This window comes from Sinorhizobium sp. 22678, assembly GCF_052044265.1.
GTDB lineage: Bacteria > Pseudomonadota > Alphaproteobacteria > Rhizobiales > Rhizobiaceae > Sinorhizobium > Sinorhizobium meliloti_A.
Genome location: NZ_JBQEMS010000004.1, coordinates 303662 through 318577, shown reverse-complemented (window position 1 = coordinate 318577; position 14916 = coordinate 303662). Strand labels below are relative to the sequence as shown.

General features: G+C 64.1%; 12 protein-coding genes. 3 read left to right on the top strand and 9 right to left on the bottom strand.

All coding sequences use genetic code 11. The annotated features are described in order from the left end of the window. Positions 1 to 23: 23 nt before the first annotated feature. Positions 24 to 2774, bottom strand: a complete 2751-nt coding sequence (gene mutS, locus ACTJKL_RS09140) for a DNA mismatch repair protein MutS (protein ID WP_440852728.1) — start codon at positions 2772 to 2774, stop codon at positions 24 to 26. 102 nt (positions 2775 to 2876) lie between these two features. On the opposite strand from mutS, the gene ACTJKL_RS09135 reads away from it, so the two are divergent. After that, positions 2877 to 5162, top strand: coding sequence for an NADP-dependent malic enzyme (locus tag ACTJKL_RS09135; protein WP_018093999.1), 2286 nt, complete (start codon positions 2877 to 2879; stop codon positions 5160 to 5162). A gap of 278 nt (positions 5163 to 5440) precedes the next feature. Here ACTJKL_RS09135 and olsB read toward each other — a convergent pair whose 3' ends face one another. The 5 genes from olsB to ACTJKL_RS09110 form a co-directional block, all read right to left on the bottom strand. After that, positions 5441 to 6331: a l-ornithine N(alpha)-acyltransferase gene (olsB, locus tag ACTJKL_RS09130; RefSeq protein WP_018093998.1), complete on the bottom strand. Its 891-nt coding sequence runs from the start codon at positions 6329 to 6331 to the stop codon at positions 5441 to 5443. Between the two features lie 117 nt (positions 6332 to 6448). Further along, positions 6449 to 8731 carry a hybrid sensor histidine kinase/response regulator gene (locus tag ACTJKL_RS09125; protein WP_440852727.1) on the bottom strand — a complete coding sequence of 761 codons (2283 nt, stop codon included), beginning with the start codon at positions 8729 to 8731 and terminating at the stop codon, positions 6449 to 6451. A 47-nt stretch (positions 8732 to 8778) separates the two neighbouring features. Continuing rightward, positions 8779 to 9279, bottom strand: a complete 501-nt coding sequence (lspA, locus tag ACTJKL_RS09120; protein ID WP_440852726.1) for a signal peptidase II — start codon at positions 9277 to 9279, stop codon at positions 8779 to 8781. After that, positions 9276 to 10136, bottom strand: a complete 861-nt coding sequence (locus ACTJKL_RS09115; protein ID WP_440852725.1) for a TrmH family RNA methyltransferase — start codon at positions 10134 to 10136, stop codon at positions 9276 to 9278. The genes lspA and ACTJKL_RS09115 overlap by 4 nt, the downstream gene beginning before the upstream one ends. Then, positions 10133 to 11308, bottom strand: a complete 1176-nt coding sequence (locus ACTJKL_RS09110) for a class I SAM-dependent methyltransferase (RefSeq protein WP_440852724.1) — start codon at positions 11306 to 11308, stop codon at positions 10133 to 10135. Before ACTJKL_RS09110 ends, ACTJKL_RS09115 begins: the two co-directional genes overlap by 4 nt. 172 nt (positions 11309 to 11480) lie before the next feature. On the opposite strand from ACTJKL_RS09110, the gene ACTJKL_RS09105 reads away from it, so the two are divergent. Beyond that, positions 11481 to 11939 (top strand): SRPBCC family protein, encoded by a 459-nt coding sequence (locus ACTJKL_RS09105; RefSeq protein ID WP_018093993.1) that lies wholly within the window; start codon positions 11481 to 11483, stop codon positions 11937 to 11939. Positions 11940 to 11967: 28 nt separating this feature from the next. On the opposite strand, the gene ACTJKL_RS09100 is transcribed toward ACTJKL_RS09105, so the two are convergent. The 3 genes from ACTJKL_RS09100 to sppA all read right to left on the bottom strand — a co-directional run bounded on the left by ACTJKL_RS09100 (position 11968) and on the right by sppA (position 13880). Further along, positions 11968 to 12312, bottom strand: a complete 345-nt coding sequence (locus tag ACTJKL_RS09100) for a hypothetical protein (protein WP_018093992.1) — start codon at positions 12310 to 12312, stop codon at positions 11968 to 11970. 191 nt (positions 12313 to 12503) lie between these two features. Then, on the bottom strand, positions 12504 to 12815 hold the full coding sequence (locus tag ACTJKL_RS09095; RefSeq protein ID WP_003527713.1) for an integration host factor subunit beta: 312 nt from the start codon (positions 12813 to 12815) through the stop codon (positions 12504 to 12506). 105 nt (positions 12816 to 12920) lie between these two features. Then, on the bottom strand, positions 12921 to 13880 hold the full coding sequence (gene sppA / locus ACTJKL_RS09090; RefSeq protein WP_275596899.1) for a signal peptide peptidase SppA: 960 nt from the start codon (positions 13878 to 13880) through the stop codon (positions 12921 to 12923). A 339-nt stretch (positions 13881 to 14219) separates the two neighbouring features. On the opposite strand from sppA, the gene lptC reads away from it, so the two are divergent. Continuing rightward, a complete protein-coding gene (gene lptC / locus ACTJKL_RS09085) occupies positions 14220 to 14888 on the top strand; it encodes an LPS export ABC transporter periplasmic protein LptC (RefSeq protein ID WP_324762782.1) in 669 nt (222 codons plus the stop codon). Positions 14889 to 14916 lie beyond the last annotated feature (28 nt).

Sequence of the window (14916 nt, the reverse complement as noted above, 5' to 3'; positions counted from 1 at the left end):
ACAGGGGAAATAGCCCGGCGAAATCAGCGGTTGGAAAGCTCCTTCTTGAGCGCGTAAAGCGCGTCGAGCGCCTCGCGCGGCGTCATGTCGTCCGGGTTGAGCGCCTTCAGGGATTCCTCGACCTTCGAAGGACCCGACGATGCCCTCGCCGCCTCCTCCCGCCGGACGGCGACCTGGAACAGCGGCAGGTCGTCGATCAGCTGGCTCGCCGGATTCTTGCGGTCGGCATCCTCGAGCTTGGCGAGCACATCCTTCGCGCGGGCGACGACCGACGGCGGCAAGCCTGCAAGGCGGGCGACCTGGATGCCGTAGGAGCGGTCGACTGCGCCCGGGCCCACTTCGTGCAGGAATATGACGTCGCCGTCCCACTCCTTGACGCGCATGGTCGCGTTCGACAGCCGCACGAGCTTTTCGGAGAGCACGGTCAACTCGTGGAAATGGGTCGCGAAGAGCCCGCGGCAGCGATTGACCTCGTGCAGATGCTCGACCGCCGCCCAGGCGATCGACAGGCCGTCGAAGGTCGCGGTGCCGCGCCCGATCTCGTCGAGGATCACCAGCGAGCGGTCCGTCGCCTGGTTGAGGATCGCCGCCGTTTCGACCATCTCGACCATGAAGGTCGAGCGCCCGCGGGCGAGATCGTCCGAAGCGCCGACGCGCGAGAAGAGCCGGTCGACCACGCCGATATGCGCGGCGGCCGCGGGCACGAAGGATCCCGTCTGGGCCATGATCGCGATCAGCGCGTTCTGGCGCAGGAAAGTCGACTTGCCGCCCATATTGGGACCGGTGAGGAGCCAGAGCGCGCCGCCCTGCTCGCCGTTCGGCGGAGAAAGATCGCAGCCATTGGCGACGAAAGGATTGGCAGCCTGGCGCCGCAAGGCCTGCTCCACGACGGGGTGGCGTCCTCCCTCGATCGCGAACATTCGCGAGCGGTCGACCGTAGGGCGCGTATAATTCTGCTCCTCCGCAAGCACCGCGAGCCCGGCCGAGACGTCGATCGTCGCGAGCGCCAGCGCTGCCGCCTTGATCGCCTCGGCCTCGGCGACCACCTCGCGCGTCATGGCCTCGAAGGTCTCGACCTCGATCGCCAGCGCCCGGTCCGCGGCATTGGCGATCTTCGTTTCGAGCTCGGCAAGCTCGGTCGTTGTGAAGCGCATCGCATTCGCCATGGTCTGGCGATGAATGAAGCGGGCGCGGCCGGCATCGCTGTCGGTCATCGATCCGGCATTGCCGGCGGTCACCTCGATGAAGTACCCCAGCACGTTGTTGTGCTTAATCTTCAGCGACTTGATGCCGGTTTCTTCGCAATATTGCAGCTGCAGCCCTGCGACCACGCGGCGCGACTGATCGCGCAGCGCCCGCATCTCGTCGAGTTCGGCGCTCGCGCCCTCGCGGACGAAGCCGCCGTCGCGTTTCAGAAGCGGCAGTTCCTCGGCAAGGGCTGCGTCGAGGCGCGCGAGCAACTCCCCCGGCAAGGCCGCGATCGTGTTGCGCGCTTCGGTCAATTCCGCCGAGAGCTCGGCGCCCGTAAGGAGCGCCGATATCGCCGCCGCGGCCCGCATGCCCGCCTGGATGGCACCGAGATCGCGAGGGCCGCCGCGGCCGAGCGCGAGCCGCGACAGGGCCCGCGGCATGTCCGGCGCCCTGCGAAGAGCGTCGCGAACATCCGTCGTAAACCGCGGCTGATCGGCCAGCACCTCGATCGAATCCAGCCGCTGGTTGATTCGCTCCGGGTCGGTCAGCGGCGACATCAGCCTTTCGGCGAGCAGCCTGGCGCCTCCGCTCGTCATCGTACGGTCGAGCGACTTGAGCAGGCTGCCGTCCCGGGAGCCGGAAAGCGTCTTGGCGAGTTCCAGATTGGCGCGGGTCGCCGGATCGATGAAGAGTGTCGAGGCGGCGCTTTCCCTTTCCGGAATGCCGAGCGCCGGGCGCTCCTGGAGCTGGGTTTTCTCGACATAGGAGACCGCCGCCGAAGCGGCCGCGAGCTCGGCGCGCGAGAAGCTGCCGAAACCGTCGAGCGTCCCGACGCCGTAGTAGCGCGAAATGCGCCCCTCCGCCGTCGCGCTGTCGAAGAGGACGGCCGGCTGTGGCACCGCGACGCGCCCGAGCACGTCGAAGACGGCCCTGAGATCGGGATCGTGAAACACGGTGTCGGGCACGATCAGCTCGCGCGGTTCGATGCGCAATATGTCGGCAAGCAGGCGGCTTTCCGCCGTCTCGGCGAGGCGGAAGATGCCCGTCGAAATGTCGATCCAGGCAAGGGCGTAGGCCGGCTCCGAGCCGCTCCTGATGCGCGCCAGCGCCATCAGATAGTTCGATTCCGAAGGCGAGAGCAGCTTCTCCTCGGTGATCGTTCCCGGCGTCACCAGGCGCACGACATCGCGGCGCACGACCGATTTGCTGCCGCGCTTCTTCGCTTCGGCCGGGTCCTCCACCTGTTCGCAGACGGCGACACGGTAGCCGGATGCGATCAGCTTCTGCAGGTAATCGTCGGCCGCATGCACCGGCACGCCGCACATCGGAATTTCCTGCCCCATGTGCTGGCCGCGTTTCGTCAGCGTGATACCGAGCGCGCGCGAGGCCTCGACCGCATCCTGGAAGAACAGCTCGTAGAAATCGCCCATGCGATAGAACAGGAGCGAATCCGGATTGTTCGCCTTGATCTCGATGAACTGCTCCATCATCGGCGTGGCAGTGGAGCGGCTCTCCTCGCTTGCGAGATCGGACACGGAAAGGACGTCGCCCGAACGGTTCGATGCATCCATCAGGAAATTCATGATTGTTCCAAAAAAAGAGATGTCACACTATCCGCAAGCATTTATAGACGACAACAACAAAGAGGCTGACCAGGAGGGTCGCCCACAGGAGGTTGAGGAAACATGCCGGGTATCGACAAGACCGACCGCGCAATGACCAGCGTCACGGCGCAGGAAGCGCTCGATTTTCACTCTCAAGGTCGTCCCGGAAAACTGGAAATCTCGCCGACCAAGCCGATGGCGACGCAGCGCGACCTTTCGCTTGCCTATTCGCCCGGTGTCGCCGTTCCGGTCAAGGCGATCGCCGACGATCCGGCGACGGCATACGACTACACGGCTCGCGGCAACATGGTTGCGGTGATTTCCAACGGCACGGCGATCCTCGGCCTCGGCAATCTCGGCGCACTCGCCTCGAAGCCCGTCATGGAGGGCAAGTCCGTCCTCTTCAAGCGCTTCGCCGACGTCGATTCGATCGACCTCGAGGTGGACACCGAAAACGTCGACGAATTCATCAACTGCGTCCGCTTTCTCGGTCCCTCCTTCGGCGGAATCAATCTCGAGGACATCAGAGCGCCGGACTGTTTCATCATCGAACAGCGGCTGCGCGAAGTCATGGACATTCCCGTCTTCCATGACGACCAGCACGGCACCGCGATCATCGCCGCGGCAGGCCTCGTCAACGCGCTGACCCTGACCGGCCGCGACTTCAAGACGGCCAAGCTCGTCTGCAACGGCGCAGGCGCGGCGGCGATCGCCTGCATCGAGCTCATCAAGGCGATGGGCTTCAACCCGTCGAACATCATCCTCTGCGATACCAAGGGGGTCATCTACAAGGGCCGTACCGACGGCATGAACCAGTGGAAGTCCGCCCATGCGGTCGAGACCGACCGCAGGACGCTTGCCGAGGCACTTGACGGCGCCGACGTATTTTTCGGCCTTTCGGCCAAGGGCGCGCTTTCCGCGGACATGGTCCGCTCCATGGGCCCACGGCCGATCATCTTCGCCATGGCCAATCCCGATCCGGAAATCACGCCTGAAGAAGTGGCCCTGATCCGCGACGACGCGATCGTCGCGACCGGCCGCTCGGATTATCCCAACCAGGTCAACAACGTTCTCGGCTTCCCCTATATCTTCCGCGGCGCGCTCGACGTGCGTGCCTCGACGATCAACGATGCGATGAAGATCGCCGCGGCGGAAGCGCTCGCCAATCTCGCCAAGGAAGACGTTCCGGACGACGTCGCCGCTGCCTATCAGGGCAACCGCCCGCGCTTCGGGCCGCAATATATCATTCCCGTCCCCTTCGATCCGCGCCTCATTTCGGCGATCCCGATGGCTGTTGCAAAGGCGGCCATGGAGACGGGCGTCGCCCGCAAGCCGATCGAGGACCTCAAGGCCTATGGACAGCAGCTTTCGGCGCGGCGCGACCCGATCGCCTCGACGCTGCAGCGCATCGTCGAGCGCGTTCGCCGCCAGCCGAAGCGGATCGTCTTTGCCGAAGGCGAGGAAGTGCAGATGATGCGCTCGGCGATCGCCTATGCCAACCAGCAGCTCGGCACGGCGCTCCTGCTCGGGCGCGAGGAAGTGATGCGCGAAACCGCCGAGCGCGAAGGCATCGACCTCGACCGCGCCGGCATTCAGATCGTCAATGCGCGCCTGTCGAAGCGCGTCGGCGCCTATACCGATTTCCTCTATTCGCGCCTGCAGCGGAAGGGCTATCTGTTCCGAGACGTGCAGCGTCTGATCAATACCGACCGCAACCATTTCGCCGCCTCGATGGTGGCGCTCGGCGATGCGGACGGCATGGTGACGGGCCTTACGCGCAACTATTCGACCGCGCTCGAAGACGTGCGCCGCTGCATCGATCCAAAGCCCGGCCACCGGGTGATCGGCGTGTCCATTGCGCTGTGCCGCGGCCGTACGGTGCTCGTCGCCGATACCGCGGTGCACGACATGCCGACGTCCGAGGAGCTGGCGGATATTGCCGAGGAAGCGGCCGGCCTCGCCAAGCGGCTGGGCTATGTCCCGCGGGTGGCGATGCTCGCCTATTCGACCTTCGGCCACCCTTCCGGCGAACGCTCGGAGCGGGTACGCGAGGCGGTAAAAATCCTCGACCGGCGCCGTGTGGATTTCGAATATGACGGCGAAATGGCCGCCGACGTGGCACTCAATGCGCGGGTGATGGAGCAGTATCCGTTCTGCAGGCTTTCCGGCACCGCGAACGTGCTCGTCATGCCGGCTTTCCACTCGGCCTCGATCTCGACGAAGATGCTCCAGGAGCTGGGCGGCTCGACCGTGATCGGCCCGCTGCTGGTCGGCCTCGACAAGTCGGTCCAGATCGCCTCCATGTCGGCAAAGGACTCCGACCTCGTCAACCTGGCCGCGATCGCTGCCTATAACGCCGGGACGTGACGCGGGTCGGCGGAAAGTCGGAAAGCTGCTGACACTTCGGCTGTTGCGCGTCGCCAGGCTATGGTTGGAGCAAGCCTCAAGATCGCGCGAGCGCTCAAAACAAGAGCCCGCTTCCCGGGAACGGAGGCGGGCTCAATGTATCATGGCTGACCAATTTCGTTCATGATGAAAAGTCGAGATTTGCTCGCGGAGCTACCCTCGCAGGCAGAGCGGCGAATGTTCTCCTTTATGGTTCAATATGCTTCCGTCATGAAAATTCGAGGTGCGGCGATAGACGATCAGGACACCGACGAGGAGAAACGCCCCGCATCGGCGCCGTAATAGTTCAGATAACGGCCGGAAATATTGCTGATCGGCAGGACGATCAGAACGTCGGTGGTGCGGAACGCTTGATCGACCACCGCCCCCTCGCCGACCATCGCACCGAGCCGCATATAGCCCTTGATCAGCGGCGGAAGCGCCGCGAGCGCCTTCTTCGGGTTAATCGCCTCCGGAGGCATCAGATCCATCGTCCGGTAAAGCTCCGGCCGGGCGGAAACCGCCCACTCGTCCCGGACCCGGACGTTATGATGCAGAAAGGAGAGCGCGAGCGCGTGCTCTTCGGGAACCACGCCCGGAAACGAACCGCAGCCGAACATCGCATCGATCCCGTGCTTCAGCGCATAGGCCCAATTGCCCTGCCACAGCAGTTCGACCGTGCGCCTGGTGCGATATTCCGGCAGCACGCAGGAACGTCCGAGTTCCATGAAGCGCTTGTCGGGATGACGCGAGAGAAGTTCGCCTATCGCAAACTCCGAGGCCGAGTAGAAGCCGCCGGTCCGCTCGGCAACGTCCTGGCGCAGCAGGCGGTAGGTTCCGACGATCTGCTCCTCCGCATCGCCCTCGATGGATGTATCGAGGACCAGCAGGTGGTCGCAGATCGCATCCCAGCTGTCGATGTCGCGCTTGCGTCGGCCGGCCTCGGGCGCCACCTGCGCCTTCATCTCCTCGACGAACACCCTGTAGCGTACTGCCTGCGCCGCATCGACCTCGGCTGCCGAACGGGCAAGGCGGGTCTCGAGATTGGCGATCCGTCCTAAAACATCGCCAGCCGGAGCCGCAACTGCCTTGCGGATGTAAGCATTGGAGGTGTCAACCACGCCCATCGAATCCAGAAGTTCGATCGTCATATCGTGTCATCCCGAACCGTCATTGCTGCCGGGCTTAGACCACGTTTCTGCAACAACATAGTGACACCAGGGCCGTATACAACCCCGACCCGGCCCGGTGCCGCGAAGGGAGGGATTCTAATTCGTAACGGGATCCATGAGGCGGGTGACTTCGGCAAGGAGCCGCTGCGGGTCGGCGGGTTTCGCCAGCACGGCGTCCGCTCCCGCGGCTCGAAGGCGCTCATCGAGATCGCCGCGCGCGTCCGCGGTCAGGACGAGGACCGGCACCCGCCGCCTGCCTCCCGCGGCCTCCGCTTCACGAAGACGCCGGAGCACGTCGAGACCATCTCCGCCCGGCATGTTGAGGTCGGTGACGATCAGCGGCGGCGGGGCGGAACCGGCCGAGCGGAGTGCGGCTTCGAGCGTCTTGAAGTCACCGACATGATCGACGGCACGCCCTGTACGGCTGAGAACCGACCGCAGGACGAGTGCATTCACAGGGTCGTCCTCGGCAAGCAGGATAGCGCGAATGTCCGCCGTCGCGACCGTCGACGCCGGCTCCTCCCGCAGCACCGGTCTGTTGTCGTTGATCGCGTCGCGTTTCTCCATTCCTCTGAGCCGCCCGAGCAGCACCTCGACCAGCGATCTCTCTCGAAGCGGGCGGATCAGCCAGGCCTCATATCCGCCGAGCCGGCTCACCGGATGGCTTGCGCGCTCCTCGGGGCTGATGAGATAGGTTCTGCGCAAACGCAGGCCGGCGATCGCCGGCTCGCGAGCAAGAAGCTCGCGAAACTGCGCCGCATGACGGTGATCGACGATGACATCCGTCAGCGGCAGCCGATTGCCGAGCGCGCCGGCCACGACCCGTTCTGCGATTGCAAGTGTCGAAGCCCGATTGCACGTACCGCCCAGCGTCTGGATCGTGGCGGCAAGCGCGGCCGAGGAGGGCCCCTCGGGCGCCATGACAAGCACCTGAGCACCCGCCAGAATGCCGCGCCGAACGGGATCGGTCGAGAGACCGGCGCCAGCCAACGGGAAGCGGATCTCGAACCGGCTTCCCTTGCCGGACATGCTCGTGGCAGTGAGGCTGCCGCCGAAGGCCTCCATGATCCGCCGGGATATCGCAAGGCCGAGCCCGGTGCCTTTGGCACGCTGGGCGTCATCGCCTGCCTGCTCGAATTCTTCGAAAACGCGCGCGAGCTCGTCGGCGGACATGCCGGGGCCGCTATCGTCGATCCGGATGCGCACGGAGCCGTTCTCGATATCGACGGAGACGAAGACGCCGCCCTTCTCGGTGAATTTCACCGCGTTGCCGACCACGTTGAACAGCACCTGGCGCAGGCGCGCCGCATCGAAGAGCATCCGCTCGGGTACCTCGATGGCGACCGTTGCGCCGATCTCGATGTTCTTCTCGTGCGCGCGGGGCGAAAGCATCTCGACCACGTTCTCGACTATCTGGCGCAGATCCTCCTGCGACGGGCGCAGCTGGAACCGTCCGGCGGCAAGCGACGAAAAATCGATCAGGTCCTCGACCAATTGAACCAGGGTGTGGCCGGACTGCTGCATGCCGGCGAGATAGTTCTTCTGCTCTTCCGACAACCGCGTCTCGGCAAGCAGCCGGCTCATGCCGAGGATGCCGGAGAGCGGGGTACGGATTTCGTGACTGACGGTGGCGAGCAGACGGGACTTCGCCCGGCTCGCCTCCTCGGCGCGCCGCCGCGCCTCCTCCCTCCGGCTTGCCGCCAGCATTTCCTCGGTAACATCGCGAGCGATGCTGTGGCGCATCAACCGGCCGCGCGCCGGGTCGCGGACATGCACGTCGTGCCAGTCGTAGAGCCGCGTGCCCGCGGGCGTATAGATATGCACAAAGTAGCGGTCTGGGCCCGGCTTCGGCTCAAAGCGCAATCCCAGCTCCGCGCAGGTCAGCCCTCGCGCGTCCGCGCATCCGCAAAGCTCATGGAAGGCGCCATTGGCCTGCATGATCCTGCCATCAGGGTCGCGGACGATGGCGAGATCGCCCATGGCGTCATGGATCGTCGCAAGCGCCGTGGGTTCAATGCCATGCCGTGCGGGGTCCTGCGCAGTCTCGCCGGCACCGACGACCCATTTCCCGGACGCCTCGTCGCGGCCGGACAAGAGCAGGAAGGCGCCGGCCATGCCGCCAGCCGCGATGATCGCCGGCAGCAGGTGCAGACCCGCGCTCGCACCGACGGCGAGGAGCAGCATTGCCGCAACGATGCCGGCGAGAGCATAGGCGATGCGCGCGACCGGCAGCCCTACCGAAGGGTCGCCCAACGACCGGCGCTGCCAGATGACGGCGGCGCCGAGCTTCACCGTGGGTCCCGCTGATGCCGTCCTGCCGGCTCCCGGCCCCGTGTCCGCGCCAGCCCTTATCCGCTCTCGAAACATCCGCTCGCTCATGCCCGCGGACTAGCACGGCAAGCCTTCCGAATGCCTTCAGCCGGTGCCTAAAGTTTTAGAGAACGCTCCTTTTTCGCCTGCAGCAGTTCATCGAGAATGATCGCGCCGGCGCCGACGGTGATGAAACTGTCCGCAAGGTTGAAGACGGCAAAGGACCAGGTGGCCGTGTAGAACAGGATATAGTCGATGACATAGCCGAAGAGCAGCCGGTCGACGAGATTGCCGAGCGCCCCGGCAATGATCATCGCGTAGCCCAGATGGGCGAAGAACCGGTCCTTCGGCGTGCGGCGCCACAGCCAGAGCACGAAGGTGACGACCGCCAGCCGGATGCCGACGATGAACCACCCCTCCATGCCGGAGAGCATCGAGAAGGCGACGCCGTAATTGTAGGTTCGGTAGAGGGCGAGCATCGGCACGACCGGCACGCCCTGTTGGAACGGCAGATACGCCTCCACCAGATATTTGATGAACTGGTCGGCGGCGAGCGCGACCAGAATGAAGAGCGCGATCGGGAGCGGCCGCGAGAAAAGTGTCTGCTCCTCCTTCATCGGCCGCCATCCAGAGACAGGAGGTGGCGCCGAGCCTCGAACAGCATGATGCCGGTCGCGATGGCGAGATTGAGCGAATCGGCACGCCCCGCCTGCGGAATGCGGGCGAGTGCGCCAGCCTCGCGCGCGAGTTCCACCGGCAGGCCCGCCTGTTCATTGCCCATCAGAAGCACGATCGGCTTCGATTTGTAGTCGATCGTGCGATAGTCGACGGAACCCGCCAGATGGGTCGCGACCACCTGAACGCCGGCCGCTCTCTGCCAGCGTATGAAATCATCCGTATTCGCCCGCGCGATCGGCATGGCGAAAACCGAACCCATTGTTGCCCGCACGGTCTCGAGCGAAAAGGGATCCGTGGTTTCGCCGACCAGGATTATCCCGGAAGCCCCGGCCGCGTCGGCGGTGCGGATGATGGTGCCGAGATTGCCCGGGTCGCGCACGCGGTCGAGCGCCACATAGGTCTCCCTCTCCTGCGGACGAATATCCTTGAGCGGAGAGTAGCGCTGCTCGAAGATGCCGACGACCATTTGCGGATTGTCGCGTCGTGTGATGGTGGAGATCACCTTCTCGTTGACTTCGAGGACGAGCCCGCCTCTGGCGACCGTTTTCGCGGCCACCTGCTCGACCTGAGGCTTGCCCTTCGCCGCCTTGGCATAGACGAGCGTCTTGATCTTCCAGCCGAGGTCGAGCGCGTCGATGACGAGCTTCAGCCCCTCGGCCATGAAGGAGCGCGTCTCGTCGCGATGCTTCTTCTGCGTCAGGGCCCGGATATCCTTGACGATCGGATTGGTGAGGCTGGTGACCTCCTTCACCTGCCCGACGCGTGCCGTGCCGTGGTCGCTTCTGTCGTTGATCATTTCGGCACCCAGCGGCTGAAGAGAGAGGTGGAGAGTGCGCGGCCCGGTGCAGTGCCGTCGAGGCCGCCCTCGCGGATGATGAGTTCGCCCGATTCCACCCGGCCGCCACGCCCGCGCATGGTCTCGCGCATGAGCTCGTGGATCGAATAGAAGCTCGCCCGGATCGAATAGGCGGTGAGCACGAGGCCCCGGGCGTCCGGCGACAGGATCTCGCGGCAGATGTCCAGCATCGCGGCCAGGTGATCGAACAATTGCCATACTTCGCCGTTCGGACCGCGGCCGAACTTCGGCGGGTCGGTGAGGATGATATCGTAACGGCTGCCGCGCCGCTCCTCGCGTTGGATGAACTTCATGGCGTCGTCGCAGATCCAGCGGATCGGCAATGTCTCGGCGCGCGCCAGGACCTGGTTCTCGCGCGCCCAGCCGATCGCCTTTTTGGAGGCATCGACATGCGTGACCTCCGCGCCCGCCTTGGCGGCGATCAGCGAGGCGACGCCGGTATAGCCGAAAAGATTGAGAACCTTCAGAGGCCGGCCGGCTGCGGCTACCTGGTCGCGCATCCACGACCAATGGGCGAGCTGTTCCGGAAAGACGCCGACATGGCGGAAGGAGGTGAACCGGCCAAGGAAATCCGTATCGAGGAGCTGCATCGGCCAGGTCTCGCCGAGCACCTCGCCCGGAAAACGCCAACGCCCCATGCCGTCCTCTTCGGTATCGCCGGTGAAGACGGCATCGGCCCGCTCCCATATCGATGCCGGCAGGGCCTTCGGCCAAAGCGCCTGTGCCTCGGGGCGGACGATACGATAGGGACCGTATTGTTCGAGCTTCTCCCCATCACCGCTGTCGACCAGATGATAGCCCGCAGCAGCGGCGGTCTCGAGGATAAGCGGCACCCTCTCGGCCGGCTTCTCGCCGCTTCTCGGCTCGATGCGCCGCGTCGGAGCACTCTCCTGGACGGACGGCCGCTCGCTCTTGCGCGGCGCCGCTTCCGGCGGCGGCCCTCCTGCCGCTGTCTTGGGCCCGATCTTCGTCCTGGACCCGCCCTTCGTCCTGGGCCCGGCGCCTTTTGCGGGCGGCAGCCTTTGCTCGTGGCGGCCGCCGCGCGCCTCGGCGCCCCGGCTTTTTGCCGCCGTCACCGATGCGTTCTTCGATCGCCGGTCTTTTTCCTTCACGCGCTGATCCTTGGACTTCGTTCAACCATTCGGCGCAGCCACTCTCGACCGGGTTTTACGCGCCTTCGCCACGTCCGTAGCATGTTCAGCCTGCAAATAGCATCGCCGGTGCTCTTGGCAAAGCCGTTTCCGATTGCGAAGATCGCCAACAAGAGTGGACGGGAGGACCGGCATGAATATGAGCGGAGAGGAACGTATCGCGGCTGACCGAGACGCGGTTTGGCGTGGCCTGAACGATGCGGACATTCTGAAGCGATGCATTCCCGGCTGCCAGTCTCTTGAATTGAAATCGCCAACCGAGCTTGCGGCCGTGGTCAAGATCAAGATCGGCCCCGTTTCCGCATCCTTCAACGGCACGGTCGTTCTGTCGAACCTCAATCCCCCCGCGAGCTACACCATATCCGGCGAGGGCAAGGGCGGAATAGCAGGCTTCGCCAAGGGCGGCGCCGACGTCACGCTACTCGACGAGGGCGCGGAAACCGTGCTGCGCTACGACGTCACGGCGGAGATCGGCGGCAAGCTTGCCCAGCTTGGCTCGCGCCTCGTCGATTCGACGGCGCGCAAGCTCGCCCAGCAATTCTTCGCGGATTTCAACCTGGCCGTCAGCGGCAAGGCCGAGGCGGCGAGCTGAGGGCTCGGAACGCGCTCAGCACCGATCCTCAGCCTTGCGGCGCGGGCAGGCTCGCTTGCGTCGCCAGCTTCTCCGCCTGGCCGCGCTGCTTTTCGGCCTCGCGATGCCATTTCAGCGCCTCGTGCGCCTCGCTGCGCGCGCGACGCCGATATTTTCCCTGGGTGAACCAGGTCACGGCAGCGCCGAGCACGAGACCGACAATGACGGCGAGAAAGAGAAATACGAAAAACGGAGCCGAGATCGAAAGCACGCTGTCGGCGGGATTGAACGGATTCAGCGCAAGCGTTGCCGTCTGGCGGTTGGCCACGCTCAGGACGATCAGCAGCACTCCGAGCGGCACGAAGACGACGATATTGATGAGTTTCTTGAGCATGCACCCGCTCCGACCAGAATGTTAATGCATGTCGCCCGGAATTGTGGGGCGGCTTCGCGACAACGACATGCATACGAATAGTGACATAAAGCGGGCCGCCTTGTTTCGACACGCTTATGAGGCGGAGAGCCGCACGATGTGCGGAACTCGGCGCCCGCGCGAGAGGCGCCTATCCCTGTGCGCCTCGTTCGTCAGTCGTCTTCACCGTTATTGTTGTCGTTCATCCCCGGATTGAGCCGCTCACGCAGTTCCTTGCCGGTCTTGAAGAAGGGCACCCACTTTTCTTCGACGAAGACGGAATCCCCGGTGCGTGGGTTGCGGCCGGACCGCGATGGCCGGTTCTTGACCGAGAATGCGCCGAAACCGCGCAGCTCCACCCGGTTGCCGGCAGCAAGCGCGTCCGTGATCTCATCGAGTACCGCATTGACGATATTTTCGACATCGCGGTGGTAGAGATGCGGATTGCGCGCCGCCACAATCTGCACCAGCTCTGACTTGATCACGTTCGCCCCCCTTGGTTTTTTTGGCTTGTTTTGTCTGCGTTTGCGCATTCGGGAAGGCTCGCCTGGAGCTACGGCCTCGTGACGCGGCTAGCACACGTGCCTTCCTCAATGCCCTTCAACCTGCCAAACCGAAACAAGACCGTCAAGAAACAACTTGTCCAGGCCGGTCTTTTCGAGGCTCTTCATCGTCGGAAAAGCCTCATATCCCAACGCCTTGACCGCTTCGGCCAGGAGCGATCCGAGGCCGAAGGACAGCGCGCCGCTCGGTGCTTCCCAGTCGAGGACGGGAAGGTCCTTCGAGACCTTTCGTTCGGCCAGGAACGCCCTGATTTCATCATCGCCGCCGAGCTCGTCTACCAGTTTGCCTTCCAGCGCCTGCCGCCCGGTGAAGATCCGGCCATCGGCAAGGGCCAGCGCTTCCGGCCGCTGCAGTTTGCGCCGCTCGGCCACCAGATCGACGAACCATCCGTAGCTGTCGTCGATCATCGCCTGAATCATGGCTCTCGCCTCGTCGCTCGGAGGATGAAACGGCGACGGTTCGGCTTTGAGAGGCCTCGATTTGATCGATTCAAGCGAGACGCCGAGTTTGTCCATGAGGGTCTTGACCTGCGGATACTGGAAAATGACGCCGATGGAGCCGGTGATCGAGGTCTCCCCGGCAACGATCCGGTCGCCTGCAAGGGCGATCAGATAGCCGGCCGACGCGGCAAGCGTGCGCACATCCGAGACCACCGGCTTCTTCTCGGCAACCTTGCGGATGGCCTTGTAAATGACCTCGCCGCCATAGGTGGTGCCGCCCGGCGACGAAATCGTCACGATCAGCGCCTTGACGGACTGGTTGTCGGCGATCCGCTCCAGCCGCTCGACCAGCTCCCGGTCGTCCTGGATAAGACCTGTAACGGCGACGCGCGCGACGTGATCGCGCGCACGCTCCGTCACGTCGCCCCAGCCTGAAAAGGCAAACAGCGCGAGGCCGCCGGCGACGAGAACGGCCACCGCCGCCCAACGCCAGAAGCTCAGCTTTCTGCGCAGGCTGCGGCGGTCGGCAATGGCGAGTTCGTCCATGGGTGTCTCCGATTTGTGGTAAGGGGTTCTGTCAGTTTCCCGCGGAACATGCTATCCGCCTGAGACGCGGCAAGCTAGGGCAGTCTGCAACGCGACGCACGGGAATACGCGCCGGGCCGACGCGGGTTGCTGCATGAAACCCCTTGGGGTTTGACGCGGCATGGAGTAGAGCATGCCCGGCGGATTGAAATAGTGCGGCCGGATTGTCTTACAATGCAAAGTTTGCACCGCTCCATTGCCGGGCGGCAGCAAGATAACCATATTCGCCGTGGCTTACGCCGATGTATGTATATGTGTCCCTCGGACTGCCCGAGGTCAGAGGAAACTGACAGGCCCTTGATGCTGAACGAAGCCCGATCCCCCGCAATCTTCGCCGATGTGGGTACGAGCTCTGCCGATGCCTATGCTTCGGCGGCGCGGCATTCGGCGCGCGTAAGGCGCCTGAAAGTCCTGCTGCCGCTCATCGCCGGCGCGGTTGCGCTGATCTTCGTCGCCGTTTCCTTCGTGCGCGCTTTCCTGCCCGAAGAGCTGCAGCTCGAGACGGCCACGATCGAGAACGGCAAGATCGTCATGCAGAACCCGGCGATTTCCGGCCGCAACAAGCAGGATATCAGCTATTCGATGAAGGCTGAGCGGGCGCTTCAGGATATCGCCAACCCGAACCTGATCACACTCGAGACCATTCACGCCGAGATGCCGGTCAACGATACGCTGATCGCCACGGTCGATGCGACGAGCGGTATCTACGACCGCGGCGCGAATACGCTCGACATGAACGCCCCGTTCACGATTTCCATGAATAATGGCGTCAATGCCGATTTCCAGTCCGCCTATCTGGACATCAATGCCGGCGAAATGGAGACGAAACAACCGATTGCCATCAGCATGAAGGGCGGATCGATCATTGCGCAGAAGCTGCGAATGACAGATAAGGGACGTGTCGTAACTTTCGAAGGCATGGTAAGGGTCAATATCGAACCCAGCGCCATTCGCAAAAACGCAAAATAACAGGACCCCAAGAACAGGATCCCCTGCA

Bases quoted from the DNA above. Each gene is read 5' to 3' on its own strand.
- mutS (WP_440852728.1), bottom strand. From the start codon at position 2,774: ATGAATTTCCTGATGGATGCATCGAACCGTTCGGGCGACGTCCTTTCC.
- sppA (WP_275596899.1), bottom strand. From the start codon at position 13,880: ATGGACGAACTCGCCATTGCCGACCGCCGCAGCCTGCGCAGAAAGCTG.
- ACTJKL_RS09105 (WP_018093993.1), top strand. From the start codon at position 11,481: ATGAATATGAGCGGAGAGGAACGTATCGCGGCTGACCGAGACGCGGTT.
- ACTJKL_RS09125 (WP_440852727.1), bottom strand. From the start codon at position 8,731: ATGAGCGAGCGGATGTTTCGAGAGCGGATAAGGGCTGGCGCGGACACG.
- ACTJKL_RS09115 (WP_440852725.1), bottom strand. From the start codon at position 10,136: ATGATCAACGACAGAAGCGACCACGGCACGGCACGCGTCGGGCAGGTG.
- lspA (WP_440852726.1), bottom strand. From the start codon at position 9,279: ATGAAGGAGGAGCAGACACTTTTCTCGCGGCCGCTCCCGATCGCGCTC.
- ACTJKL_RS09100 (WP_018093992.1), bottom strand. From the start codon at position 12,312: ATGCTCAAGAAACTCATCAATATCGTCGTCTTCGTGCCGCTCGGAGTG.
- olsB (WP_018093998.1), bottom strand. From the start codon at position 6,331: ATGACGATCGAACTTCTGGATTCGATGGGCGTGGTTGACACCTCCAAT.
- lptC (WP_324762782.1), top strand. From the start codon at position 14,220: ATGCTGAACGAAGCCCGATCCCCCGCAATCTTCGCCGATGTGGGTACG.
- ACTJKL_RS09135 (WP_018093999.1), top strand. From the start codon at position 2,877: ATGCCGGGTATCGACAAGACCGACCGCGCAATGACCAGCGTCACGGCG.